21 protein-coding genes are annotated in these 26035 nt (G+C 60.9%); 7 read left to right on the top strand and 14 right to left on the bottom strand.

Features of this window, described 5'->3' with window-relative positions; all coding sequences use genetic code 11:
- Window positions 1–31: 31 nt before the first annotated feature.
- Window positions 32–1690 (top strand): dihydroxy-acid dehydratase, encoded by a 1659-nt coding sequence (gene ilvD / locus I5P96_RS02475; RefSeq protein ID WP_223382952.1) that lies wholly within the window; start codon window positions 32–34, stop codon window positions 1688–1690.
- 115 nt (window positions 1691–1805) lie between these two features.
- Here ilvD and I5P96_RS02470 read toward each other — a convergent pair whose 3' ends face one another.
- Both I5P96_RS02470 and I5P96_RS02465 read right to left on the bottom strand, forming a co-directional pair.
- Window positions 1806–2948, bottom strand: coding sequence for a glycoside hydrolase family 105 protein (locus tag I5P96_RS02470; RefSeq protein WP_223382951.1), 1143 nt, complete (start codon window positions 2946–2948; stop codon window positions 1806–1808).
- A gap of 3 nt (window positions 2949–2951) precedes the next feature.
- Window positions 2952–4508: a glycoside hydrolase family 28 protein gene (locus I5P96_RS02465; RefSeq protein ID WP_223382950.1), complete on the bottom strand. Its 1557-nt coding sequence runs from the start codon at window positions 4506–4508 to the stop codon at window positions 2952–2954.
- An 86-nt stretch (window positions 4509–4594) separates the two neighbouring features.
- Here I5P96_RS02465 and I5P96_RS02460 point away from each other — a divergent pair, with 86 nt between their 5' ends.
- Entirely contained in the window at window positions 4595–5416 is an 822-nt protein-coding gene (locus I5P96_RS02460) for a helix-turn-helix domain-containing protein (protein ID WP_223382949.1), read from the top strand.
- Between the two features lie 100 nt (window positions 5417–5516).
- Here I5P96_RS02460 and I5P96_RS02455 read toward each other — a convergent pair whose 3' ends face one another.
- The 5 genes from I5P96_RS02455 to I5P96_RS02435 form a co-directional block, all read right to left on the bottom strand.
- Complete coding sequence (locus tag I5P96_RS02455) at window positions 5517–6374, bottom strand: carbohydrate ABC transporter permease (protein ID WP_223382948.1); 858 nt, start codon at window positions 6372–6374, stop codon at window positions 5517–5519.
- Between the two features lie 11 nt (window positions 6375–6385).
- Complete coding sequence (locus tag I5P96_RS02450) at window positions 6386–7312, bottom strand: carbohydrate ABC transporter permease (protein ID WP_118553363.1); 927 nt, start codon at window positions 7310–7312, stop codon at window positions 6386–6388.
- Window positions 7313–7478: 166 nt separating this feature from the next.
- A complete protein-coding gene (locus I5P96_RS02445; RefSeq protein ID WP_223382947.1) occupies window positions 7479–8852 on the bottom strand; it encodes an ABC transporter substrate-binding protein in 1374 nt (457 codons plus the stop codon).
- Window positions 8853–9413: 561 nt separating this feature from the next.
- Window positions 9414–10019, bottom strand: a complete 606-nt coding sequence (locus I5P96_RS02440) for a thymidine kinase (RefSeq protein ID WP_223382946.1) — start codon at window positions 10017–10019, stop codon at window positions 9414–9416.
- Window positions 10020–10219: 200 nt separating this feature from the next.
- On the bottom strand, window positions 10220–10861 hold the full coding sequence (locus I5P96_RS02435) for a redox-sensing transcriptional repressor Rex (protein ID WP_223382945.1): 642 nt from the start codon (window positions 10859–10861) through the stop codon (window positions 10220–10222).
- Window positions 10862–11108: 247 nt separating this feature from the next.
- Between I5P96_RS02435 and I5P96_RS02430 the strand changes: the two genes are divergently transcribed.
- The 4 genes from I5P96_RS02430 (at window position 11109) to I5P96_RS02415 (ending at window position 18070) form a co-directional block, all read left to right on the top strand.
- Window positions 11109–11795, top strand: coding sequence for a ClpP family protease (locus tag I5P96_RS02430; RefSeq protein ID WP_097791430.1), 687 nt, complete (start codon window positions 11109–11111; stop codon window positions 11793–11795).
- 87 nt (window positions 11796–11882) lie between these two features.
- Entirely contained in the window at window positions 11883–14807 is a 2925-nt protein-coding gene (locus tag I5P96_RS02425; RefSeq protein WP_223382944.1) for a DNA translocase FtsK, read from the top strand.
- Between the two features lie 93 nt (window positions 14808–14900).
- Window positions 14901–16964: a YgiQ family radical SAM protein gene (locus I5P96_RS02420; RefSeq protein ID WP_223382943.1), complete on the top strand. Its 2064-nt coding sequence runs from the start codon at window positions 14901–14903 to the stop codon at window positions 16962–16964.
- Window positions 16937–18070 carry a ComEC/Rec2 family competence protein gene (locus I5P96_RS02415; RefSeq protein ID WP_223382942.1) on the top strand — a complete coding sequence of 378 codons (1134 nt, stop codon included), beginning with the start codon at window positions 16937–16939 and terminating at the stop codon, window positions 18068–18070. Before I5P96_RS02420 ends, I5P96_RS02415 begins: the two co-directional genes overlap by 28 nt.
- A gap of 66 nt (window positions 18071–18136) precedes the next feature.
- Here the strand turns inward: I5P96_RS02415 and I5P96_RS02410 are convergent, their stop codons facing one another.
- The 5 genes from I5P96_RS02410 to I5P96_RS02390 form a co-directional block, all read right to left on the bottom strand.
- Window positions 18137–18850 (bottom strand): ABC transporter ATP-binding protein, encoded by a 714-nt coding sequence (locus tag I5P96_RS02410; RefSeq protein WP_097791436.1) that lies wholly within the window; start codon window positions 18848–18850, stop codon window positions 18137–18139.
- A gap of 3 nt (window positions 18851–18853) precedes the next feature.
- Entirely contained in the window at window positions 18854–19693 is an 840-nt protein-coding gene (locus tag I5P96_RS02405; protein ID WP_223382941.1) for an ABC transporter ATP-binding protein, read from the bottom strand.
- Window positions 19686–20711: a branched-chain amino acid ABC transporter permease gene (locus I5P96_RS02400; RefSeq protein WP_223382940.1), complete on the bottom strand. Its 1026-nt coding sequence runs from the start codon at window positions 20709–20711 to the stop codon at window positions 19686–19688. Before I5P96_RS02400 ends, I5P96_RS02405 begins: the two co-directional genes overlap by 8 nt.
- 13 nt (window positions 20712–20724) lie before the next feature.
- Window positions 20725–21603 carry a branched-chain amino acid ABC transporter permease gene (locus tag I5P96_RS02395; protein WP_097791439.1) on the bottom strand — a complete coding sequence of 293 codons (879 nt, stop codon included), beginning with the start codon at window positions 21601–21603 and terminating at the stop codon, window positions 20725–20727.
- Between the two features lie 119 nt (window positions 21604–21722).
- A complete protein-coding gene (locus I5P96_RS02390; RefSeq protein WP_223382939.1) occupies window positions 21723–22922 on the bottom strand; it encodes an ABC transporter substrate-binding protein in 1200 nt (399 codons plus the stop codon).
- Window positions 22923–23400: 478 nt separating this feature from the next.
- On the opposite strand from I5P96_RS02390, the gene eno reads away from it, so the two are divergent.
- Window positions 23401–24699 (top strand): phosphopyruvate hydratase, encoded by a 1299-nt coding sequence (gene eno, locus I5P96_RS02385; protein ID WP_223382938.1) that lies wholly within the window; start codon window positions 23401–23403, stop codon window positions 24697–24699.
- Window positions 24700–24938: 239 nt separating this feature from the next.
- On the opposite strand, the gene I5P96_RS02380 is transcribed toward eno, so the two are convergent.
- Together I5P96_RS02380 and I5P96_RS02375 are read right to left on the bottom strand one after the other, a co-directional pair.
- Complete coding sequence (locus I5P96_RS02380) at window positions 24939–25439, bottom strand: hypothetical protein (RefSeq protein ID WP_223382937.1); 501 nt, start codon at window positions 25437–25439, stop codon at window positions 24939–24941.
- A 7-nt stretch (window positions 25440–25446) separates the two neighbouring features.
- Window positions 25447–25920, bottom strand: a complete 474-nt coding sequence (locus tag I5P96_RS02375) for a DUF4430 domain-containing protein (RefSeq protein WP_223382936.1) — start codon at window positions 25918–25920, stop codon at window positions 25447–25449.
- Between the last annotated feature and the right edge of the window lie 115 nt (window positions 25921–26035).

The raw sequence follows: 26035 nt of genomic DNA, 5'->3' as shown, positions 1-26035 counted from the left end.
TGAGAGGGTTTCAGAAAAGAGAGAGGATAACATGAGAAGTGACAACGTGACCAAAGGCTCGGAGCGCGCCCCGAACCGCAGCCTGTTTTACGCCCTGGGCTACACCCCCGAAGAGCTGGAGCGCCCCCTCATCGGTGTGGTCAGCGCCTACAGCGAGATCGTGCCCGGCCACATGAATCTGGATAAGATCGCCGATGCAGTCAAGGCCGGTGTCGAGATGGCAGGCGGCACACCCATCCTCATCCCGGCCATCGGCGTCTGCGACGGCATCGCCATGGGCCATGTGGGCATGAAGTATTCCCTCGCCTCCCGCGAGCTCATCTGCGACAGCGTCGAGACCATGCTCATGGCCCACCAGCTGGACGGCCTGGTCCTCGTGCCCAACTGCGACAAGATCGTGCCCGGCATGGTCATGGCTGCCGTCCGCATGGATGTGCCCGCCGTGGTCTGCTCCGGCGGCCCGATGCTGGCCGGTACCTACGGCGGCGAAGAGGTCAGCCTCTCCAAGATGTTCGAGGCCGTGGGCGCTTACAAGGCCGGTATGATCACCGACGCGCAGCTGGAAGACTGCACCTGCAACTGCTGCCCCAGCTGCGGAAGCTGCTCCGGCATGTACACCGCCAACAGCATGAACTGCCTGTGCGAGGCCATCGGCATTGCTCTGCCCGGCAACGGCACCATCCCGGCGGTCTACTCGAAGCGTCTGCAATTGGCAAAACACGCCGGTATGGCCATCATGGAGATGGTCAATAAGGGCATCACCGCCCGCCAGATCATCAACGAGCGCTCCATCCGCAATGCGCTCACCTGTGATATGGCGCTGGGCTGCTCCACCAACACCGTGCTGCACCTGCTGGCCATCGCCTACGAGGCCGGGGTCCCCATCGACCTGAAGCTCTTCAACGAGATCAGCGCCAAGACCCCGAACCTCTGCCATCTGGCCCCCGCCGGCCCGACCCACATGCCCGACCTCTACGCTGCAGGCGGCATCCCCGCCGTGCAGGCCGAGCTGGCCAAGAAGGGCCTGCTGGATCTGGATGTCCCCACCGTCACCGGCAAAACGCTGGGCGAGAACATCCAGGGTGCCCGCATCCTGAACGATAAGGCCATCCGCCCCATCGAGAACCCCTACTCCCCCACCGGCGGTCTGCAGATCCTGTGGGGCAACATCGCACCGGACGGCTGCGTGGTCAAGCGCAGCGCCGTCGCCCCGGAGATGCAGGAGCACTCCGGCCCGGCCCGCGTCTTCAACAGCGAGGAGACCGCCATTGCGGCCATCTACGCAGGCCAGATTGTACCCGGCGATGTGGTGGTCATCCGCTACGAAGGCCCCAAGGGCGGCCCCGGTATGCGTGAGATGCTGAACCCGACCTCTGCACTGGCCGGCATGAAGCTGGACAAGACCGTCGCCCTCATCACCGACGGCCGCTTCTCCGGCGCTTCCCGCGGTGCCGCCATCGGCCATGTCAGCCCCGAAGCTGCTTCCGGCGGCCCCATCGGCCTCATCGAGGAGGGCGACACCATCCACATTGATATCCCCAATGCCAGCATCACGCTGGAGGTCTCCGACGACGTTCTGGCCGAGCGCAAGGCCCGGTATGTCGCACCCGAACCCAACATCAATACCGGCTGGCTCAGCCGCTATGCCCGCATGGTCACGAGTGCAAACCTCGGTGCGGTGCTCAAGTAAACAGCCTTTTTTCAGAGGAACTGCTCCGTGCAGTTCCTCTTTTTTGCGCCCGGAAAACACGTTGGGGCCGGGAAAAGCTCCCGGCCCCAATGCAGTTTCTATTTGGTTCGTGTGCTCAGCGGGCGATCATTTCGGTGTAGGCCAGCACGAGCGGGCCGACGCCCTTGGCATCGTTGCAGACGACAGGCTCACTGAAGTAGTAAGCGAGGGAGCCGTCGCGGTGGTCTTTGCCGCCGAGACCGGCCACCAGGCAGATGCCGTCCAGCTGCAGGCTGCCGTCCGGATTCCTGGACAGGTACTTGTCGCAGGTGCCGTAAAAGGCCTTCTCGGCCCAGGCAGCCATCCGCTTGGGCAGCAGGCCCAGACGGACGCCCTTGAGCACCGCGTAGGCGAACAGGGCTGTGCCGCTGGTCTCCAGATAGTTGCCCTCGACGCCGGGGTGGTCCATGACCTGCCAGAACATGCCGGTCTCCTCATCCTGGAACTTGTGTACGTCCTCGATGGTCTGCTTCAGCATGGCCTGGATGCCGCGGTACTCGTTGTACAGCTGCTCGTCCATCCGCTCCAGCACATCCACCATGGCCACCATGAACCAGCCCATGGCCCGCAGCCAGAAGTTGGGGCTGCAGCCGGTCTCCGGGTCGGCCCAGTACATCGCGCGGCTCTCATCGTAGCCGTGGTAGTACAGACCCGTCTTCGGGTCGCGCATGTGCCTGCGGATGTTCATGAACTGCTTGTAGCTGTCGATGCAGCCCTGCATCTTGTTGAAGCGGGTCTCGTACTCCATGTAGAAGGGCTGGGCCATGTAGGTGCCGTCCAGCCAGACCTGCCAGGGGTAGATGTCCTTGTGCCAGAAGTTGCCCTCTTTGGTGCGGGGCTGGGTCTCCAGCTGGCTCCGGATGAGGTCGATGGCCTTGCGGTATTTTTCCTCGCCGTAAAGATCGTACAGAACAAACAGGTTTTTGCCCTGGTTCACGTTGTCGAGGTTGTATTCTTTGGGGTCATAGGTCTGGATAGAGCCGTCCGGCTGGACGAAATAGTCGATGAACTGCTTGGAGAAGTCCAGATACTTCTTGTCGCCGGTGGTGTGGTAGAGACTCAGGCAGGCCGTGATCATGCAGCCGTCGATGTAGTTCCACTTGTTGGGCTTGCCGCTGCGGACTTTCTCGATGTTCCACATCGGGGCTTCGGCGCTGGAATTGGCGATCAGGTAGTCCACGTAGTCGCCCAGCATGGACAGGATCTCTTCATGGGTCATGGTTCAGTCCTCCTCAAAATGACCGACGTTGGCAAAGTGCAGGCGCTCGCCCTCGTAGCCCTCGATCTTGACATTGTGCAGGTCGATCTCCTTGACGTTTTCGGCGTAGATGGCCAGCTTTTTGACATGGGGGCGGTTGTCGGCCATGGCAGCCTGCCCGGCCTCGGCGTTGGGGTCAAAGGTGATGCTCACGTTCTTCATCGAGACGCGCTCGATGGGCTGCTCCGGCAGGCCGTCGAAGTAGCAGCCCGCGAACTGGGCGTCGGTGGCCACGATGTTCTCCATGGTCAGGGTGCCGAGTCTGGGGGTGTACTCATCCACCGGCATCGCGTCGCGGCACTGGACGTAGGGGCCGTGGCCGTCCGGGTCGCAGAAGTAGAACATGTTGATGACGAAGGGTGCCTTGACGCCCCGCATCTCCACATTGCGGAAGACCAGCCCGTCGATGACGGCCGTGTTGCCGCGGCCGCGGCGGGTCTTGACGCGGAGGCCGCGGTCGGTGTGGTCCATGAGGCACTGGGTGACCACCATGTCCTTGACGCCGCCGCTCATCTCGCTGCCGATGACGATGCCGCCGTGGCCCTTGTCCAGCAGGCAGTTGCGGATGACGGTGTGCTCGCAGCTCTTCTTCAGCTTCATGCCCAGGAAGACCTTGCTGGCCTTCATGGCGATGCAGTCGTCGCCGACATGGATGTTCACGCCGATGATGCGGGTATCCTCGCAGCTTTCGGGGTCAATGCCGTCGGTGTTGGGGGCGTTGTAGGGGTTGTTGATGTTGAAGTTCAGCAGATCCAGATGCTTGACGAAGATGGGGTGGATGGTCCAGGAGTAGCTGTTCTGCACCGTGATGCCGTGCAGGCAGATGTTGTCGCTGTCCACCATGGCGACCGCGCGGGGACGCCATGCGATCCGCTTGACCTTCGGGTCGATCCACCAGTCGCCGTTCTGGGCGTCGCAGTCCAGGGTGCCCTCGCCGGTGACGACGACGTCGTGCACCTGGGTGATGTTCAGCAGGCCCGCAAAGCTGCTCAGGGGGTTGCCCTCCCAGCCGGTCAGGTAGTATTCATCCACCTCGTTCTCGCTGGGCAGGACGCCGGGCAGGATGGGGTAATGGGTGCGGTCATTGTCGCCCAGCAGCACAGCACCCTTTTCCAGATACAGGGTCGTGCAGCTCTTCAGGAACAGGCTGGCGGTGCGGTAACGGCCGGCCGGAACATAGACGGTGCCGCCCTTGGGGCAGGTGGAAAGGGCCGCCTGCAGCTTGCCGGTGTTGTCGGTCTCGCCGTCCGCCACCAGACCGTAACGGGACGCATCCACAAAGAAGCTCTCGTCCTGGGTGCGGAAGTTCGCGGTCAGGGTCTCGCCCTCCGACTCAACGGTGACGGTGTAGTCGGTGGCCGGGGTCAGGGAGAAGAGGGAGAACACGTTGGTGTCCTGGGCCTCCCGGACCGGTTCGCCGTTCAGCAGCACCCGGAAGGGGTGGGCCGGACGGAAGCACCGGCCGTTTTCCAGCTCGAAAACAGCGCTGCGGGTCATGGAGCGGATGAGTGACAGTTTCATAAAACAAAACCTCCTTGGGGTTTCGGCTTGCCCGCGCGGGGCGGACGTGATACACTGGAGAAAACGAAAAAAGCGGGGGATCCATTATGCCAATGCGAGCGGAACGCGATAAACTGAATGCAAAGACGCTGGCGCTCCAGCTGCGGATGACCGAGAGCGAGTACCGCCTGCAGGAGGATGAGGAGACCTGCCGCATCCTGGTGGTGACCGGCGGCAGCTGCACGTTCCGGCGGGGAGATGCTTCGCTGCTGGTCAACCCCGGCTGCGTACTGCTGCTGGGGCCGGGGGGCGGCGTGTTTCAGCAGGCGGGGCATCTGGCCCCGGAGCTGATCGGCTGCCGCTTCCCGGCGGCGGTGCTGACCGAGCTGAAGAGCGTGATGCAGCGGGATTTCAGCCCGCTGTTCGAGCCGGACGACCCGATCCTGCTGTACGGCCCGGTGCAGTGGGCCAGCCGCCTGCGCACCCTGCTGAACCTGATGCGGAGCGCCGCCGGGGAACCGGACTGCCCCAGCATCATCTACCTTTCGCTGCTGCTGCATTATGTGGACCAGGAATGCAGAGCCGAGCGGCAGACCGCCCGCCCCCGGAACGAGACCGTGGAGCAGATCTGCGCCTACCTCGCCGCGAACTATCAGCAGAAATTCTCCCTCACCGATGTAGCGGCGCGGTTCTATCTGTCGCCCTACTACCTCAGCCGTCTGTTCCGGCGGGTGACGGGGCAGTCCATCGTGGACTACATCAATGGCCGCCGCATCGAGGCCGCGCAGCATCTGCTGGAGACCACCGACCTGAACATCAGCGCAGTGGCCGAGCAGACCGGCTTTGCCTCGGCGGCTCACTTCCGCCGGGTCTTCCGGGAGATGATGGGCGTCGGCCCATTGCAATACCGCAAGAGCAGCCGCGGCTGAGCCTGCGCTGAACCTGCAAAGAGAAACGACCCCTATGCCGTGTGCACAGGGGTCGTTTTGATTGCTGTGTCAGGATCTCACAGGCCAGAGTGAAGAGCGATCAGCCCTTGACAGCACCGGCGGAGATACCTTCGACGAACTGATCCTGTGCACAGAAGAAGACGATCAGCTGCGGCAGGATGGAGATCAGGGACAGAGCCAGGATGCGGTTCCATGCAAAGCCGGTATCACCGTCCATGGACAGCTTGACGAACAGGGACATCGGGTACTTTGCAGGGGTCTGCACATAAAGCAGCGGGCCCATGAAGTCGTTGCAGCTCCACATGAACTGGAACAGAGCGCAGGACACCAGAGCGGGCATCAGCATGGGGACGATGACCTTGTACAGGGTCTGGAAGGAGTTGCAGCCGTCAATGGCAGCAGCCTCGTCCAGGTCACGCGGGACATTGCGCATGAACTGCACCAGCTGGTAGACGAAGTAGGTCTCAGTTGCAAATGCGCAGTGGACCCAGATGGCCAGATAGAACGGGCTGTTGACCCAGCCGAACTTGGTGTACAGCAGGAACTGCGGAACGTTCAGAACGACCTGGGGCAGGAACAGGGTGGCCAGCATGATGCTGAACAGGATCTTCCGGCCGGGGAAGTCGAAACGGCCGAAGCCGTAAGCGGCAACGCAGGAGGAGATAACCGTGCAGATGACCTTGGGCAGAACATACGAATAGGTGTTCATCATGGCCTGCAGGATGTTGATGGAACCGCCGAAGTTGTTCAGCGCGTTCTTATAGCCCTCCAGAGTAGGGTTCTTGACCCACAGGCCGATGCCTGCGAAGATCTCGCTGTTGTCCTTAAAGGTCGCGCTGATCATCCACAGCAGGGGATAGATCATGATGAGGCCGACCAGGATCAGGACGAGGTACTTGAAGAACGTCGCGATGACGTTGGATGCTTTCATTCCCATACTGTCACACCTTACCTTTCATCCGAGTAGTAGACCCACTTCTTCTGGCTGGTGAAGGCGATGATCGTGAGGATGCAGACGATCACGAACATGATCCATGCCAGTGCGGAGGCCATGCCCATCTGGTTGGACTTGAAGGCGTAGTTGTAAACCAGAATGGAGATCAGAGTGGTGGAGTTGCGCGGGCCGCCGTTGGTGATGATAAACGGGCCGTTGAACTCCTGGAATGCCTGGCAGATCTGCGTGACCAGGTTGTAGAAGATGATGGGGGTGATCATCGGGACGGTGATGGAGAAGAACTGCTTCCACTTACCGGCACCGTCGATGGTGGCCGCCTCATACAGGTCTGCGGGCACGCCCTTCAGAGCGGCCAGGAACAGGACCATGGCGGAACCGAACTGCCAGATGCGCAGGAAGCAGATGATCCACAGCGCATAGTTGGGGTCGCTCAGCCAGGAGGGGCCCTGTGCGTGGCCGAAGGTGATGGCGCGGATGATGGTGTTGACCAGACCATCATCGCGGAAGACAGCCTTCCACAGAACAGCGATGGCAACGGAGCCGCCCAGGATGGACGGGATGTAGTAGACGGTACGGAACAGGTTCACGCAGGCGATCTTGAAGTTCAGGATGTATGCGATGAACAGAGCGAAGATCAGCTTCAGGGGCACGGTGATGAAGGCGTACTTGAAGGTAGTGATCAGGGCCTTGGTGATCTTGGCATCGGAGAAGGCGGTGACGTAGTTCATCACGCCGTACTCATGGATGCCGTTGAAGAAGTTCATATCGGTGAAGCTGTAGTACAGCGACTGACCAAACGGGATCGCCTTGAAGACGACGAAACCGATGATCCAGGGGATCAGATAGATCAGACCCTGCCACTTATCGAAGAACTTCTGGGCCGGGGTACGCCCCAGAGAGGGCGCATTACTTTCTTTCATCCGGGAATCCTCCTTTTGTGGGTGATTTTCCAACGCATGGCATACCGCGCGTCACACTTTGGAAACAGACTTGTCAGAGATTTGTAACCTGTGCCTGAGAAAAAGGGGCATCGGCCGAGCGGTCGATGCCCCTCGTATGTAGAACTCAGGTCAGAGTCTGAAGCGATCAGACGGTGTAACCAACAGCGGACATGCCGTCCAGCAGGGTATCAACGACATCAGCGCCGGAAGCGTTGTCGTAGTCCACGGTGTCGAAGACTTCCTGATAGATACCGGTGCCGTTTGCCTTCAGGTCGTTTGCCTCGAACAGGGGGTCCAGCTGGAAGCCGACGAAGGCCATGACCTTGCCGTTTGCCTCAGCGACCAGCTCCTTGATCTTGCCAGCAGCCTGTGCAGCCTCCAGGCCAGCCTTGGAAGCGGGCAGGCCGCACTCAGAACCCATGATCTCAGCGCCTTCCTTCTCGTTCAGCAGGAAGTTGATCAGCATAGCAGCCTCAGCGGGATGCTCGCAGGTCTTGGTGATGGCCAGACCCATGGAGACCTTGGAGAAGCCGCCGTTGTAATCGCCGAACTTGATCTCCTCGCCGACGGTGAAGCCGGGCTTGTTCTCCTCGTCCAGAGCGTCCTGATACTTGGTAGCGGAGGAATCCCACTCGAAGATACCAGCCATCTTGCCGGTGATCCACTCATTGGACTGGTGTGCAGCGTTGTCGCCGTTGGAGCCGTAGTAGGTGGGCAGGCTCATGATGACGTGGCCATCGACCAGGCTCTTGATGAAGTCGATGCCCTCGGCAATCTCGTCAGCGGTGTAGTTCAGGGTAGAGGTGGTGGGGTCTGCCCAATCCTTGCCGTACTTGGACTCAAGGTAGAAGACCATCAGGATCATACGGTCATATGCGCCCAGGTGCAGAGGATAGTAGTCATCGCCCAGCTTCTCCTGGAATGCCTTGCCTGCGTTCATCAGGTCGTCCAGAGTCTTGGGGACCTCGGTGATGCCAGCCTTATTAAAGGTGGTCATGTTCCAGAAGAAGATACGGCCGGTCATAGCGACAGGCACACACTGCTGTGCATTGGCAACGTTGCAGGCTGCCAGCTTGGCGTCATCCCACTGGGACATATCCAGGTAATCGGTGACGCTGTTCAGGTCGATGAAGGTCTGGCCGTTTGCAGAGTAGTTGTACAGCCAGTTCCAGTTGATCTGGCAGACATCCTCAGCCACGCCGCCGGCAAACTTGGTGGACATGGTGTCCTCCCAGCCGGACCATGCAGCGAAGGTGGGGTTGACGGTGACGTTGCTGTGCTCAGCAGAGAAAGCCTTCAGGGCCTCCTGGTAAGCGTTGTGACGAGACTCGCCGCCCCACCAGCTCATGGTCAGGGTGACGGGATCGCTGCTCAGGCCAGCCACGGAAGCTGCTGCTGCGGAAGAAGCGGTGGAAGCTGCGGTGGAGTTGGAGCTGCCGCCACAGGCAGCCAGCAGGCCAGCTGCGCCCACAGCGCCGGTGACCTTCAGGAAATCGCGACGAGAAATTGCCTTGCTCATTGTTTGTTCTCCTCCTAATAAATAGAAAACATCTGCTCATCGGCCTTATCTGCAAAAGGCTCGTTGTATACAATTATGATAACAAAATATCCCGCAAAAAGAAAGATGTAAATTGAAGAGAAGCGCGCAAAAAACGAACAAATATTGCGCTCGTGTTTGGCGCGGTTTTGACGTCCTTGCCGAAATGAATAAACTTGAGCGAAAAAACTGTGCAACATGTATACTTCAACAGATTGCATAGAAATTGGAGCAAGGAGTCGGAGAAACATCCTAAAATTGCAATATTTTTGTAACCCATCGGGAAATTCGCGTGGTTTTGTTGTACACAAAATGTGAAATCGTTGACGATTCCAGAGATTTGCCAACTGATATATCAATAGTGCAATAAACGCGCGAAGTTGGATACAACTGATATATCACCCTGTCGGAGACGGTCTGTTCCGGGCAGAAAAAAGCGCTGCCCGGCGGGGCAGCGCTGAAAAAATTTTTTCTGGTTTTTTGGGGAACACGGCTGCAAAATGAACGCAGTGCAATGCTTCTTCCGGGAAAAGCTCCGCTTTTTTATTTCGCGGCCCGGCGGGCGTAGAAGGCGCGGCGCTCGCGGAAGTAGCATTGGGGGCACATGCTGACGTACTGCACGTCGTTTTCCAGGTCGATGGCGACCTGTTCGCCCTCAAAGACGAACTCACCGTTGACTTTGCGGCAGTTGCAGGTGGCCTTGCGGCCGCAGGTGCAGATGGTCTTCATCTCCTCGATGGTGTGAGCCAGCTCCAGCAGGCGGGTGGAGCCGGGGAACCCCTTGAGCGAGAAGTCCGACCGCAGACCGTAGCAGATGACCGGGATATTCAGGTCTACCGTGACCATGAACAGCTGCTCAGCCTGTGCCGGGGTAAAGAACTGGCTCTCGTCGCAGAGGACGCAGGCCAGCTTCTGGGTCTGGCTGGCGGCGCGGACGGCCTCGAAGATATCCGCCTCCGGCGGGATGAGCAGGTCGGCTTTGCGCCGCACCCCCAGGCGGCTGACCAGTTCACCGCCGCCCTTGGTGTCCACCTGCGGCTTCAGGATGAGCACCTGCATCCCCTGCTCCTCGTAGTTGTGCGCCACCTGCATCAGGGCCGTGCTCTTGCCGCTGTTCATTGCGCCGTAACGGAAATATAGCTTTGCCATGAAGGTCTCCTCATAAAAAGCAACCCTCTCAGCCATCGCTGCGCGATGCCAGCTCTCCCAAAGGGAGAGCCATTGGCAAGCCGGTCAGCTTTCTACGGAATGAGCAAAGCCCAAACGATGGGAAGCGAGCGGGCTTCGCTGTGATGGGAAGGTTGCTTTATCATATTATACTATATAGTAACAACGACGAAACCGGAACCTCAGTCCTGATTGCGCAGGCGGTAGCCCAGGCTCATCAGGCTGTCGCCCAGGTGGACGTTCTCGACCACGACTTCCGGATACGGGACGGACAGGTCGTAGTGGGAGAAGTTCCAGAAGCCTTTGATGCCCAGGCTGACCAGACGGCCGCTCAGCTCTTCGGCACCGCTGCGGGGCACACAGAGAACCGCCACTTCGGGCTTGTGCTCGGCGCAGAAGCTCTCCAGCTGGTCGATGTGGAGGATCTGGATGCCGTTGATCTCCCTGCCCACTTCGTCCGACGAGTTGTCGAAGGCGGCAATGAGCTTGTAGCCGTTGGTATCGGTGGTGATGAACCGGCTGACGGCCTTGCCCAGACGGCCGCAGCCGATGAGGATGGTGGACAGGCGGTCGCCGTTGCCGAACAACAGATTCTCCAGAATAGAGAGCAGGTTTTCGACCGAGTAGCCGATGCCCTGACGGCCGTTCACATCGCCGATGCAGTTGAAGTCCTGCCGGACCTGAGAGGCCGTGGTGCCCATCTGGGCGGCCAGTTCGCGGGAAGAGATGCTGGTGATGCCGTCGTTCTTCAAGGTCCGCAGAAAGCGGTAGTACTTGGGCAGGCGTTTGATCACCGGCAGAGATGCTTTACCAGGGGTGTTCATAGGTGGTTCTCCTTTCATCCATTCGATGCCGGTCCTCTGCGCCTACCGTGGCGCTCCGGCAGATTCAAAGAGTTTTGCACAATAATGATACATCTTTGTCAATCTTATTCATTATCTAAAGTATACAGCGGATGTGGAGAATGTCAAATAAAATGGAGCAATTTTTTCAAAAGTTAAGAAATCTTAACCGCCGCATAATCATTTGACCCGCCGGGAACCCTGAAAAAAAACAGAGCAGGAGGGGCTTATGGCAGAGCAGAACGAAAAAAACACCCCGGTGGAAGAGCAGCGGCTGGAAAAAGAGCAGATCGAGGATCTGGGCAGCGTCTACCGCACCAAAGGCCCCCACGCCATCCACTGCCTGACCGTGGTGGGGCAGATCGAGGGCCATGTGGAAGCGCCTCAGGGGCAGAAGACCACCAAATATGAGCATGTCATCCCGCAGCTGGTGGCCGTGCAGGAGGACCCGGCGGTGGAGGGCCTGCTGGTCATCCTGAACACCGTGGGCGGCGATGTAGAGGCCGGGCTGGCGCTGGCGGAGCTGATCGCCAGCATCTCCAAGCCCAGCGCCGCCGTGGTGCTGGGCGGCGGACACTCCATCGGCATCCCGCTGGCCGTCAGCGCCCGGCGGAGCTTCATCGTGCCCACAGCCACCATGACCGTCCACCCGGTGCGGCACTCCGGGATGATCCTGGGTGTGCCGCAGACGATGCGGTGGTTCGAACAGATGCAGGAGCGGATCACCGGCTTCGTGGCGGCGCACAGCGGCATCTCGGAAAAGCGCTACACCGAGCTGATGCTCCGCACCGGCGAGCTGGTCATGGATGTGGGCACCATGCTGGACGGCCGCCGGGCCGTGCGCGAAAAGCTCATCGACGAGCTGGGCGGCATCTCGGATGCGCTGGCGTGGCTGTATCGGGAGATCGAACGCTGAGCGGGTTTTCGTTGCTATTTTCCATAGGTCGTGATAAAATGAAAGAATCGAATACTATGGGAGAAAGAGACAGGGTTGCAACGAAAGATGGCAAAGAAAAAACGAAAAACGACCGCAAGACGCGCACCTGCGCGGAGAAAGAGCCGGGCACAGGAGCGGATGCCCGCAGGGCTGGGCACCCTGTTTGCGGGCCTGCTGCTCATCGTGCTGGCCTTTGTGGAAGGCAGCTCGGTCTGGAAGGCCCTGCACGAGGTATTGTTCGGCCTGTTCGGCTGCGGCAGCTTCGTGCTGGGCGCAGCGATCTGCTATCTGGCCATCCTCTACACACGGGGCGAAGACCTCATCGGCCAGATGTTCAAGCTGATGTTGGGGCTGGTGTTTGCCAGCGGCACCGTCATCGTCTTTTCCGAGATCCCCGCCGACATCCCGGCGGCCCGCATGGTAGCGGAGTGCTATCAGAACGGCGTCCATGCCTGGCTGGGCGGCGGTGCCATCGGTGCCCTGCTGGGCGGCAATCTGCTGCTGCTCTGCGGGCGTCCGGCGGCAAATCTCGTGATGGTGGTGCTGGCGCTCTGTGCCAGCCTGTACATTTTTGATATCACCCCTGCCGAACTGTGGCAGTGGATATGTGAACTGGGCGGCAGCGCCCACGAAAAGGGCGTGGCCGTCTACGAGCAGAATGCAGCCCGCCGCGCCGAGCGGCAGGCCGCCCGCCAGGCCGAGGAGGAAGCGGCCGCGCTGGAAGACGGAGACGAGCCGGACCTTTGCGGCGAAGAGGACGAGGAAGACGGCTTTGCGGCTCCGGGCTGGCTGTCCGGTATTTTCAGCTGGGGCCACAAGGTGACCAAAGAGCTGGAGGGCGAAGCCGTGCCCGAACCGGTGGACGACTCCCTCGGCTACGAAGCACCTGCCCCCTCCCCCGCGCCTGCCCCGGCAGAGCCGCAGGAGGCCCCGGCCTTTACGCCGGTGCAGGTGGGCACGCCCCATCCCCGCGCCTCGTTTGACATCGACCTTGGGCCGGACAGCACCCCCGTGGTCGAGGGCGGCAGTGAGCCCATCGAGCCCTTCATCGTCGGGCCCGGCGGCACCTTCGGGCAGGACCCGCTCCACAAGCCTGCGCCCCGGCCCATCGTGAAGCCGGTGGTGCCCGATGCCATTGAGACGGCGGCTGAGGACTTCTTTGCAAAACCGGAAGCCCCAGCGGCCCCCGAAGCACCGGCCCCGGTGGTAACGCCCGGCATCCCGGCCCAGCCGGTGGACGAAGGCCCCGCCGAAGCTCCTGCGTTCGACGGCAGCGGAGCTTTCCAGACACCGACCCTGCCCACCACCGACGAGCCCTCTGTGCCGGTGCGGGTCATGGCCGACAACGTGATGGCCATGCGCTCTGCCCCGGACGAGGACGGCTGGATCAGCATCACCAGCGAGCCGGTGGAGGAAAAAGACATCAACACGCTGGTAGCCGCTGCCATGGAAAAGCCCGCCGTCGGCGAGCAGCAGGCAGCCACCGCCCCGGCCGAGGAGCCGGAGCCTGAGGAGAGCTATCAGTACCAGTACCCCGGCATCGACCTGTTCGAAAAGGCCCCGGAGGAGAGCGACCCCAACGCACAGGACGAGCTGAAGGCCAACGCGCAGAAGCTCGTGGACACGCTGGAAAGTTTCGGCGTCCGCACCCGTGTGCTGGACATCTCCCGCGGCCCGTCGGTCACGCGGTATGAAGTCCAGCCCATGGCGGGCGTCAAGATCAGCCGCATCACCTCGCTGGCAGACGACATCGCACTGAACCTGGCCGTCGCTGACGTCCGCATGGAGGCCCCCATCCCCGGCAAGCCCGCCGTGGGCATCGAGGTGCCCAACCACAAAAAGACGCCGGTCTATATCCGCAGTGTCTTCGAGAGCCAGGCCTTCCTGCGGATGACCTCGCCCCTCGGCATCGCACTGGGCAAGGACATCGCCGGTGTAGCCCAGGTGGCCGACCTGTGCAAGATGCCCCACCTGCTCATTGCAGGCAGCACCGGCAGCGGCAAATCCGTCTGTGTCAACAGCATCATCATGAGCCTGCTGTTCCGGTCCAGCCCGGAGGACGTCAAGCTCATCCTCATCGACCCCAAGGTGGTCGAGCTGGCCGAGTACAACGGCATCCCTCACCTGCTGATGCCGGTCATCACCGAGCCGAAAAAGGCGGCAGGCGCTCTGAGCAGCGCCGTGCAGGAGATGGAGCGCCGGTATCACCTGTTTGCGGAGAACAACGTCCGCGACATCAAGTCCTTCAACAAGCTGGCCGCCACCGACCCCATGCTGGAAAAGATGCCCTACATCGCCATCATCATTGATGAGCTGGCCGACCTGATGATGGTCGTGGGCAAGGACGTCGAGGACTCCATCTGCCGCATCGCCCAGAAGGCCCGTGCGGCCGGTATGCACCTCATCGTCGCGACCCAGCGCCCCAGCGTGGACGTCATCACCGGCCTGATCAAGGCCAACATCCCCAGCCGCATCGCGTTCGCGGTGTCCAGCCAGGTGGACAGCCGCACCATCCTGGATGGTGCCGGTGCCGAAAAGCTGCTGGGCATGGGCGATATGCTCTTCATGCCGGTCGGTGCCCCCAAGCCCATCCGCATCCAGGGCACCTTCGTGCGGGATGAGGAGATCAGCCGTGTGCTGGACTTCATCAAGCAGAGCGCGACGGTCCAGTACGACGAGGCCATGATCGAGGCCATGGAAAAACACGCCATCCTGGACGGCAAAAAAGGCGCGTCCTCTGCCGATGCCGACGAGGAGACCGGCAGCGACCCGATGCTCAAGCAGGCCGTCGAGGTGGTCATTGATGCCGGTCAGGCATCCACCAGCCTGCTCCAGCGCCGGTGCAAGCTTGGCTATGCCCGCGCCGCCCGCATCATGGACGAGATGGAACAAAAAGGCATCATCGGCCCCTACGAGGGTGCCAAGCCCCGCGCTGTCCTCATCAGCCGCCAGCAGTGGCTGGAAATGCAGATGAACCAGCCGGATGAATGATCCGCGCAGACACTGACGTGTCCGTTCTCCCCGGAGCGGGAAACCCGCGATCCAGAAGCGAAACGGAACGAACGATAAAATAAAAGGAGCATTATGGAAAACTCTTCCCCGATCTACACCGAATTTCTCCCCATCAGCCGCGCGGACATGGAGGCGCGGGGATGGGAGCAGCTGGACTTCGTGGTCGTGGGCGGCGACGCCTATGTGGACCACCCCAGCTTTGGCACTGCCATCATCAGCCGCCTGCTGGAAGCCGAGGGCTACAAGGTGGGCGTACTGGCACAGCCCCGCTATACCGACTGCGAGGACTTCAAGCGGTTCGGGAAGCCGAAGTACGGCTTCTTCATCGGCGGCGGCAATGTGGACAGCATGGTCAGCCACTACTCCGTCGCCAAGATCCCCCGCGCCGAGGACGAATACTCCCCCGGCGGAAAGGGCGGTGCCCGGCCGGACCGCAGCGCCACCGTGTATACCAGGCTGGCAAAGCAGGCCTACCCCGACCTGCCCGTGATCCTGGGCGGTCTGGAAGCCTCGCTGCGGCGGTTCGCCCACTACGATTACTGGCTGGACACCGTCCTGCCCAGCATCGCGGAGGACTCCGGCGCAGACATCATCAGCTTCGGCATGGGCGAACACCAGACCGTCGCCATTGCCAGGCGGCTGGCGGCCGGTGAACCGGTAAGCTCCATCACCGATGTGGACGGCACCTGCTACCTGACCGACTTCGACCACCTGCCCGAAAAATATGTGGAGTGCGCGGGCTTCAAAAAGGTGGCGTCCGATAAGACCGCCTACGCCAAAGCCTGCCGCATCCAGATGGACAATCAGGATGTCGTCAGCGGCCAGATCATCGTCCAGAAGCAGAGCGAGAAGTACCTCGTCCAGAACATCCCGGCAAAGCCGCTGGTGCGCTGGGAGCTGGACCGGGTCTATGCCCTGCCCTACACCCGCCGGTATCACCCCATCTATGAGGCCATGGGCGGTGTGCCCGCCATCCGGGAGGTGCAGTTTTCCATCATCCAGAACCGTGGCTGCTTCGGCGGCTGCAACTTCTGCGCCATCCAGCTGCATCAGGGCCGCCGCGTGACCAGCCGCAGTGCCGACAGCATCGTGGCCGAGGCCGAGCGGATGACCCATGAGCCGGATTTCAAGGGCTACATCCACGACATCGGCGGCCCCACGGCAAACTTCCGCTTCCCGTCCTGCCGCGAACAGATGCTGCGGGGCATGTGCAACGGCGGCAAGCACTGCCTGGCCCCCACGACCTGCTCCCACATGATCGTGGACCACAGCGACTATCTGAAGATCCTGCGCCGCGTCCGGGAGCTGCCGGGCGTCAAGAAGGTGTTCATCCGCAGCGGCATCCGGTTCGACTATCTGATGGCAGACCCGGACGATACCTTCTTCAAGGAGCTGGTGGAATACCACGTCTCCGGCCAGCTGAAAGTTGCCCCGGAGCACTGCGCCCCCAATACCCTCGCCTACATGGGCAAGCCGCCCATCCAGACCTTCAACAAGTTCAAGGATAAGTTCTACGAGCTGAGCAAAAAGGCGGGCAAAAAGCAGTATCTTGTGCCCTACTTGATGTCCAGCCATCCGGGCAGCACCCTGAGCGACGCGGTCTATCTGGCCGAGTACCTTTACAAAAACCACATGCGCCCGGAGCAGGTGCAGGACTTCTACCCCACGCCCGGCACCGTAAGCACCTGCATGTTCTATACCGGTCTGGACCCCTACACCCTCAAGCCGGTGTTCGTGGAGAAGACCGCCGAAGGCAAGGCGCTGCAGCGCGCACTGCTCCAGTATTACGAGCCGCGCAACGCCGAAAAGGTCATCAAGGCGCTCAAAATGACCCACCGCGAGGACCTCATCCCGCTGCTGGTGCCCGCTGAGGGCCGCCGCGCCGTCCAGCGCTCGGCTCGCAGAGCCGAGGCCGCCGAGGTGACCATCCACAACGACGGCACCTACACCGTCCGCCCCAACGGCAAGGGCAAGGGCCGTCCGCAGGGCCATGCCGCGCCGGCGAACCGCAGTGCGGGCGGACGTCAGCCCAGCCCCGGCGCACGGTTCGCGCCCCGCTCTACACCTGGCCATAAGCCGAAAAACGATCAACAGAAAGAGAATACGACGTGGAAAAATACAAATCGGAAAAAGTAAGTTTCTGGCGAAAGCCTTTCCGGCGGCTGGCCGCACTGGCGTTGGCCGCTGCGCTGGCCTTGGGCCTTGCGGCCTGTGACGGGGCATCCGTCCTTCCGGGCGGCAGCGCCGATGTGATCCCGAACCCGGCATCCAGCGGGGTGCAGACCGCTGACAGCTTCCGGATGCACTTTCTCGACGTGGGGCAGGCGCTCAGCGTCCTGGTGGAGTGCGATGGCCAGTACATGCTGTACGACGGCGGCAACGTGGACGACGGCAGCATGGTGGTCAGCTATTTGCAGAAGCAGGGCGTGGAAGAGCTGCAATACGTCTTCTGCTCCCACGCGCATGAAGACCATGTGGGCGGGCTGGCCGCTGCGCTGGCCTTCTTCCCGGCGAACCATGTGTACAGCCCGGTGACGGAGGCCTCCACCAAGTGCTTTCAGGATTTTGTGAAGTACACCCAGCAGCAGGGCCTGCAGGTCGAGGTGCCCACCGTGGGCACCGTCTGGCAGCTGGGCGGTGCAACGGTGACGATGCTGGGTCCGGTGGCGCAATACAGTGAGACGAATGATACCTCGATCGTCCTGCGGGTAGATTATGGTGCCACCAGCTTCCTCCTGACCGGCGACATGGAATCGGATGCAGAGCGCGACCTGGTGAACAGCGGAGCCAACCTGAAGGCCGATGTTTTGCAGGTGGGCCACCACGGTTCCAGCACCTCGACGAGCTACCTCTTTTTGAATGCCGTCCTGCCCGAAATGGGCGTCATCTCCTGCGGTGTGAACAACAAATACGGCCACCCGCATGAGGAGACCCTGAGCATCCTGCGGGATGCAGGCGTGGACGTCTACCGCACCGACCTGCTGGGCACGGTCGTCATCGGGTCGGACGGCCAGAACTACACCATCCGCACCGACAAGACGGCCACCGACGCCGAGCTGAACCCCACCGCCCCGGCGGCATCCAGCACGGCACAGCAGACCTACATCGGCAACGTGAACTCCAAAAAGTTCCATCTGCCCACCTGCCCGAACCTCCCGGCAGAGAAGAACCAGATCCTCTTCTCCAGCTACGACGAGGCCATTGCAGCAGGCTACACCCCCTGTTCCACCTGCATCAAGTGAGACACAGCAAAAAAGGACTGTCGCGAACGCGACAGTCCTTTTTTGCTTGCTCTATCATACCGTGTCTCAGCCGCCCAGATAGGCGCTGCGGACACGCTCATTGGTCAGCAGCTCGGCACCGGTGCCATCCATGACAACACGGCCGGTCTCCAGAACATAGGCCCGGTCAGCCACGGAAAGCGCCATCTGCGCGTTCTGCTCGACCAGCAGGATGGTCATTCCCTCCTCGTGGATGTTCCGGATGATGTCGAAGATCTCCTGCACCAGCAGAGGCGACAGGCCCATGGACGGTTCATCCAGCATCAGCATGGAGGCGTTGCTCATCAGCGCACGGCCCATGGCCAGCATCTGCTGCTCACCGCCGGACATGGTGCCCGCCAGCTGTTTGCGGCGCTCCTTCAGGCGGGGGAACAGTTCAAAGACCTTTTCCTTGTTGGGGCCGATGGTGGAGGCCGGCTGGGTATAGCCGCCCATTTCCAGATTTTCCTCCACGGTCATGTGCAGGAAGACGTGGCGTCCCTCCGGCACATGGGCCAGACCAGCCTCCACGATCTTGTGGGCACGGACGCCCTTGATGCTCTTGCCCTTGTACAGGACATCGCCCGTCTTCGGGTGGAGCAGGCCGGAAATGGTCTTCAGGGTGGTGGACTTACCGGCACCGTTGGCACCGATCAGGGTCACGATCTCCCCTTCGTGGACCTCAAACGAAACGTCCTTGACGGCGTGGATGTTGCCGTAATAGACGTTGATGTTCTCCACTTTCAGCATAGAATCTGCCATCGGTCAGCCCTCCTTCTTGCCCAGATAGGCCTCAACGACCTGCGGGTTGCTGCGGATCTCATCCGGGGTGCCCTTGGCGATGATGCGGCCAAAGTTCAGCACCGCGATGCCCTCGCAGATCCCCATGACCAGGCTCATGTCGTGCTCGATCAGCAGCACGGCAATGTCGAATTCGTCGCGGATGCGGCGGATGGTCTCGGTCAGTTCAGCGGTCTCGGAGGGGTTCATACCGGCAGCAGGCTCGTCCAGAAGCAGCAGCTTCGGGCTGGTAGCCAGGGCGCGCATGATCTCCAACCGGCGCTGTGCACCATAGGGCAGGCTGCCCGCCGGGGTGTTGGCCAGGTCGGCCATGTGGAAGATATCCAGCAGCTCCAGTGCCCGCTCGGTGCACTTCTTTTCTTCCTTCCAGTAGTTGGGCAGACGGATCAGGGAGGAGGCCAGGTTGTACTTCATGGACTCATGCAGACCGACCTTGATGTTGTCGATGACCGACAGCTCCTTGAACAGGCGGATGTTCTGGAAGGTGCGGGCTACGCCCATCCGGTTGACCTGATAGGTCTTCTTGCCTGCCGTGGGCATCCCGTCGATCAGGATGGAGCCGCGGGTGGGCTGGTACACGTTGGTCAGCAGGTTGAAAACAGTGGTCTTACCGGCACCGTTGGGGCCGATGAGGCCGGTGATCTCGTTGCGGCCGATCATCAGGTTGAAGCCGTCCACTGCGGTCAGACCGCCGAAGTCGATGCCCAGCTCGCGCACGTCGAGGATGGGCTTTTTGTCCTTGTCGCGGTCGGTCAGGAAACCGCCGGAGGGGACGCTGTTCAGTCTCGTCTGGAACTCACTCATGGTCTGCACCCTCCTTGTTCTTCTTGCGGAACAGTTCCCCATTCAGGACCTTCTCCACGATGCGGCTCATGGAGAAGTCGTAGCTGCCCAGCAGTCCGCCGGGGCGGAAGATCATCATCAGGATCAGCACCAGCGAGTAGATGACCATGCGGTAGCTGTCAAAGCTGCGGGTCGCTTCGGGCAGGATGGTCAGCACCGTTGCCGAGAGGATGGAACCCAGCATGGAGCCCATGCCGCCCAGAACGACCATGACCAGAATCTCGATGGACTTCATGAAGCCGAAGGTCGAGGGGTTCAGAACGCCGATGTAGCAGGCGTACAGACCACCAGCCAGACCGGCGAAGGCCGCAGAGAAAGCAAAGGCCATGACCTTATAGTAGGTGGTCTGGATGCCGCAGCTCTCGGCCGCGATCTCGTTGTCGCGGATGGCGAGGACGGCGCGGCCGTGGCGGCTCTTCATCATGGTGTGGATCAGGAAGCAGGTGATGACCACGCACAGGAACACATTGCTGAAATGGGAATACTTGGGGATGTTCTTCAGGCCCTTGGAGCCGTAGAACAGGCTGTAACCCAGCACATCGTCGATGTTGTTCAGCGTGATGCGGATGATCTCGCCAAAGCCAAGCGTCAGGATGGCCAGATAGTCACCGGTCAGGCGCAGAGCGGGGATGCCGATCAGCACACCGAACAGGCCCGCCATGATGCAGGCCAGCACCAGACCAATGGCAAAGGAGATGCCGCTGGGCAGGGGGCTGTACTTGGTGAACAGCGCGCAGGTGTAAGCACCCACGGCCATGAAACCGGCATGGCCCAGCGGCAGCTGGCCCAGGTAACCGGTGGCCACGTTCAAAGACACGGCCAGGATGATGTTGATGCCCACGGTCATCAGCACCTTGTTCTGATAGGTGGAAAGCAGATTCCCGGTCAGGTAGGAAAGCCCCAGGAACAGCAGCGCCACCAGCACCGTATTCATCAGGTAGCGCACGGGCATTTTGAGCGTTTTGCGTTTGGTATTCATCTTCATGCCCTCCTTACACCTTTTCCTGCACCTTGCGGCCAAGGAAGCCGGTGGGCTTGAACAGCAGCACGATGATCAGGATCGCAAACGTAACGGCGTCCTTCCAGGCGGAAAGACCGATGGCGGAAACGAAGCACTCGCACAGGCCGATGGCGATGCCGCCGATCATCGCGCCCGGAATGGAACCGATGCCGCCCAGAACTGCGGCAACGAAGGCTTTCAGGCCCAGCATGGAACCCATGGTGGGCGTTGCCTGCGGATAGGAGCAGCAGTACAGCACTGCACCGATACCGGCCAGCGCAGAACCCACCGCAAAGGTGAAGGAGATGGTGCTGTTGACGTTGATGCCCATCAGGCGGGCCGCATCCATATCCTCGGAGACGGCGCGCATGGCCTTGCCGAGTTTGGTCTTCTGGACCAGGAAGGTCAGCACGAGCATGGACAGCACAGTGACCACCAGCGTGATCACGGAGGTCAGGCCCACCGGCACTTTGCCGAAGTAGAAGGTCCTGGCTTCAAAGTAGGACGGGATGACCTTTGCACCGGAGCCCATCAGCAGCTCCGCCGTATACTCCAGGAAGAAGGACACGCCGATGGCCGTGATCAGCAGCGAGATGCGGGGCGCACTGCGCAGCGGGGTATAGGCGACCTTTTCGATCACCACGCCCAGCAGGGTGCAGGTAATGACGGTGGCGCAGACAGCCGTCACCGGGCCAAGGCCCAGCTGGTTCATCACGAACCAGGACATGTACGCGCCCACCATAATGACATCGCCGTGGGCAAAGTTCAGCAGCAGGATGATGCCGTACACCATGCTGTAGCCCAGTGCGATCAGTGCATAGATGCTGCCCAGGGAAAGACCGTTGATCAGCTGACTAAAAAACACTGTCATGGATGGATACTTCCTTTCTTTGCGGCGTTTTGCCACGCCTTTTGGGAGACACTCTTTTACCAAAAAAGCGGAGACAACCCGTTTCGGCGGTCTCCGCAAGTGGTTCTGGATGCGAGGGATCAGAACATTTCCTTCAGTTCGGGCTTGCCATCCACATAGGTCAGGATCGCAGTCTCCTTGACGGGGTCGTGGTGCTCGTCGAAGGTGAAGGTGCCGGTGATGCCGTCGATGGTGCCGGAAGCGATGGCGTCAATGACAGCCTGCTTGTACTCGTCGCTGCCTGCTTCCAGACCGGCGTCCTCCGCAGCCTGCAGGCCGTAGACCACGGTCTTGGCAGCGTCGTAGCCCAGAGGTGCGAAGCCGTTGGGGTAATCCTCGCCGTACTCTGCCTTGTAGGCCTCCTCGAACTCCGGAGAAGCGCCCTTTGCATAGTTGGCGCAGAAGTAGCTGTCCTTCAGCTGGTCAGCGGTCGCATAGCCCTCCAGGCCGTCCCAGCCGTCGCCGCCCAGGAACGGAACGGTCAGGCCGATGCTCTCAGCCTGCGACAGGATCTGGCCCACTTCCTCATAGTAGTTGGGGCAGAAGACCGTCTCCGGTGCCTTGCCCAGGATGCTGGTCAGCTGGGTCTTGAAGTCCACGTCGCCGTCGGAGTAGCTCTCCTGATCGACAATGGTGCCGCCCAGGCTCTCGAACTCGTCGATGAAGTTCTCAGCCAGGCCCTCGTTGTAGTCGGCGCCCTTCTTAAAGATGACAGCAGCCTTGGTGTAGCCCAGCTTCTGGTAAGCGTAATCTGCCATCTTGATGCCCTGGAACGGGTCGGTGAAGGTGGCACGGAAAACGTTGGCGTTCACGGTGTCGGTCTCGGCATCGTAGGTAACGGCCTCTGCGGTCGCAGAAGCAGTGACCATGGGCATGTTGTAGTCGGCGCTCTCAGCAGCCACGGCCAGCGTGGGGGTGGTGGTGACATCGCCGACCAGTGCCGTGATGCCCTCGTCCACCATTTTGGTGAAGCAGTTGACGGCCTGGGTGGCGTCGCCCTGCTCATCCTCGGTCAGGATCTCGATCTGCTTACCGTTGATGCCTCCATCGGCGTTGACCTGCTTCAGGTACAGGGCCGCACCGTTGACAACGGCCTGGCCGTAAACGGAAACGTTGCCGCTCAGGGGGCCCATGACGCCCACCTTGATGGTCTCACCGGAAGCAGCGGAACCGGAAGCAGCCGTGCTGGAAGAAGAACCGCCGCAGGCGGTCAGGACACCGGCAGCAGCCACGACACCGGCAGCAGCCAGAAAGTTACGACGCGTGATCATCTTTTTCATAATCGTGATCCTCCTGTTTGGAAGCATTTGCAAAATGCAGAAAGCAGAGCCCTTTCCCTCAAAGCGGCTCTGCTCTCGGTAGTTTCATTATAGCCCCCTTCGGGGCCGTTCGCAATTCACAAACCGTCCATACTTTTCCGGGCCTTTTCCGTCAAATCATGTTAAAGTACACAAAATTTCCATATCACTTTTGGCTGTTTTTCTAAATCATTCATCTTGTTTCACCCTGAAATGAACGGTTTTCACGAATGTCAAAAAGGTTACACAATGGCCGTCCGGTCGGTTCCGGGCAGGTGCGGCGGCGGCCGCCTTCCCGCCTCCGGGCATATCCGCCCCCGCCTCCGGGCAGACTGATGATGTTTACAGCCGCAAACATCGCGATCCCCTCTTGCAACCAGGCACAGGACGTGATAGGATAAAGGCAGTTAGTTAGTATTGACTATCCACCATTTCAAATCATTACCGGGAGGTCTTTAGTATGAATTATCTGGAAATCGAATCCGTTGTCGGCCGCGAGATCTTAGACTCCCGCGGGAACCCCTCCGTCGAAGCTGAGATCACGCTCGCCGACGGCACTGTCGCCCGCGGCTGTGCCCCCTCCGGCGCATCCACCGGCGAGTTCGAAGCTCTGGAGCTGCGCGACGGCGACAAGAGCCGTTATCTGGGCAAGGGCGTGACCAAAGCCGTTGAGAACATCAACACCGTCATCGCCGACGCCGTCGTGGGGCTGGATGCCTCCGACATCTATGCAGTCGATGCCGCCATGCGCAAAGCCGACGGCACCAAGGACAAGTCCAATCTGGGCGCAAACGCCATTCTGGCCGTGTCCATCGCCGCCTGCCGCGCAGCCGCCGCTTCGCTGGAGATGCCGCTGTACCGTTTTCTGGGCGGCGTGAACGGTAACCGCCTGCCCGTCCCGATGATGAACATCCTGAACGGCGGCGCACACGCCACCAACACCGTGGACACCCAGGAGTTCATGATCATGCCCGTAGGTGCCCCCTCCTTCAAAGAGGCGCTGCGCTGGTGCGCCGAGGTCTTCCACGCTCTGGCCTCCATCCTGAAGGCCAAAGGTCTGGCCACCTCCGTCGGCGACGAGGGCGGGTTTGCGCCCAACCTGTCCAGTGACGAGGAGACCATCGAGACCATTCTGGCCGCCATCGAGAAAGCCGGTTATCAGCCCGGCAAGGACTTCATGCTGGCCATGGATGCCGCTTCCTCCGAGTGGAAGAGCCCCAAGGGCAAGGGCTTCTACAAGCTGCCCAAGGCGGGCACCGAGTACACCTCCAGCGAGCTGATCGCCCACTGGAAGAGTCTGGTGGAGAAGTACCCCATCATTTCCATCGAGGACGGTCTGGACGAAGAGGACTGGGAGGGCTGGCAGGAGATGACCCGCGAGCTGGGCGGCAAGGTCCAGCTGGTGGGCGACGATCTGTTCGTCACCAACACCGAACGCCTGGCCAAGGGCATCCAGCTGGGTGCCGGAAACGCCATCCTGATCAAGCTGAACCAGATCGGTTCGGTCTCCGAGACGCTGGAGGCCATCAAGATGGCCCACAAGGCCGGTTACACCGCCATCAGCTCGCACCGCTCCGGCGAGACCGAGGACACCACCATCGCCGACCTGGCCGTGGCCCTGAACACCTGCCAGATCAAGACCGGTGCGCCCAGCCGCACCGAGCGCGTGGCCAAGTACAACCAGCTGCTCCGCATCGAGGAGCACCTGGGTGCCAGCGCCGTCTATCCCGGCATGGAAGCGTTCAACGTGAAGCGCTAAAATTTTCCAGCAATCGCGGCCTTTTCTCCTTCGTATTTTTACTGGAGCGCCTGTTGCAATGCGCTCTCAGATCTGAAGGAAGGAGAACCGCTCATGCTTTCCACCTTTTCCCTTTCGTCCTCGATCCTGCTCTGGTTTCTGGAGCAGGCCGGTCTGCCCGGCATTCTGCTCTGGCTGCTGGAAAAGATCTTAGGATAACGAAAAAGACGTGCCGCACACGCTGTGCAGCACGTCTTTTTTCATCCATGGATCTGTTTTTGGGCGGTGCGCAGCGCCGTGCGCAGAGGCCGGTAGAGCAGCAGCATGAGGGCAAAGTTGCCCACACCATGCATCGCGTCGTAGGAAAGGCCGCTCAGCCACCAGCTCAGCGCGAAGGCGGGCGTCTTGGCCACAAGATACACCGCTGCGCACAGCCCGCCGAAGCACAGGCCGTACAGCCCGCTGAACACGGCCCAGCCGAGGGCATGGTCCATCCGGCGCAGCAGCCGGGCCAGAAAGGCCAGCAGATACCAGACGTACAGATACATCGCCCACCACAGGCCGAAGCCATACAGCACACCCTGCAATACCAGAAACACCGTGATGGCCCCCGGCGTCTCACGGGGCAGTTCCAGCGCGAACAGGATGATGAGGAGCGTCACCGGCTCGATGTTCGGGAGGCCGCTCATAGCCTGTTTGCTCACCACCAGAAGTGCGCCCATCAGCCCGCTGAGGACCAGTCGCAGCACTCTGATGTGCATAGGTTCCTTACTTCGTGTAGATAAAGGCATAGCTGTCGCCGTCGTGCAGCTCGATGTCCGCCACGCCCACGGTGGTCATCTCACCGGAAGCATCGGTCAGGCACCACCAGGCGCTGTCCTTGTCCCAGTCGGCGGTCTCGCCGTTGACGGTGGTGACAAAGCCTGCAGCGGCCTCGTCCGCGCTGATGATGCCGGCCTCGGCCAGCGCATCGCTCAGCTTCTCGCCGTCGGTCACTTCCAGGTCGAAGGTCTGGCTCTCGCCGTCGGCCCCGGTCACCGTGAACTGGGCCTTGACCTTGGCTTCCGAAGCCTCTGCCGATGCAGCCTCCGAGGAAGCGGCCTCCGAAGAAGATGCCGCCACGCTGGATGCAGCGGAAGAAGCCGTGCTGCCTGCGGCAGAGGAAGCGCCGCAGCCTGCCAGCAGACCGGCGGCCAGTGCAGCAGCAGCGACAACAGAGAGGATACGATTCATGATCTTCATCAAAAGATTGCTCCTTGGTTCTAGTTTGCATGCACAGAACATGCAGTGCTTATGATACCATCCGCCGGGGGAAATTGCAAGTGCGGCTCGGCCGGGCTACGCAGCCTCCCAAAGA

The organism is Faecalibacterium prausnitzii (genome assembly GCF_019967995.1).
In the GTDB taxonomy this organism is placed as follows: domain Bacteria; phylum Bacillota; class Clostridia; order Oscillospirales; family Ruminococcaceae; genus Faecalibacterium; species Faecalibacterium prausnitzii_E.
Note: the sequence above shows the minus strand (reverse complement) of the source record. Positions and strands in the feature narration are given on the sequence as shown.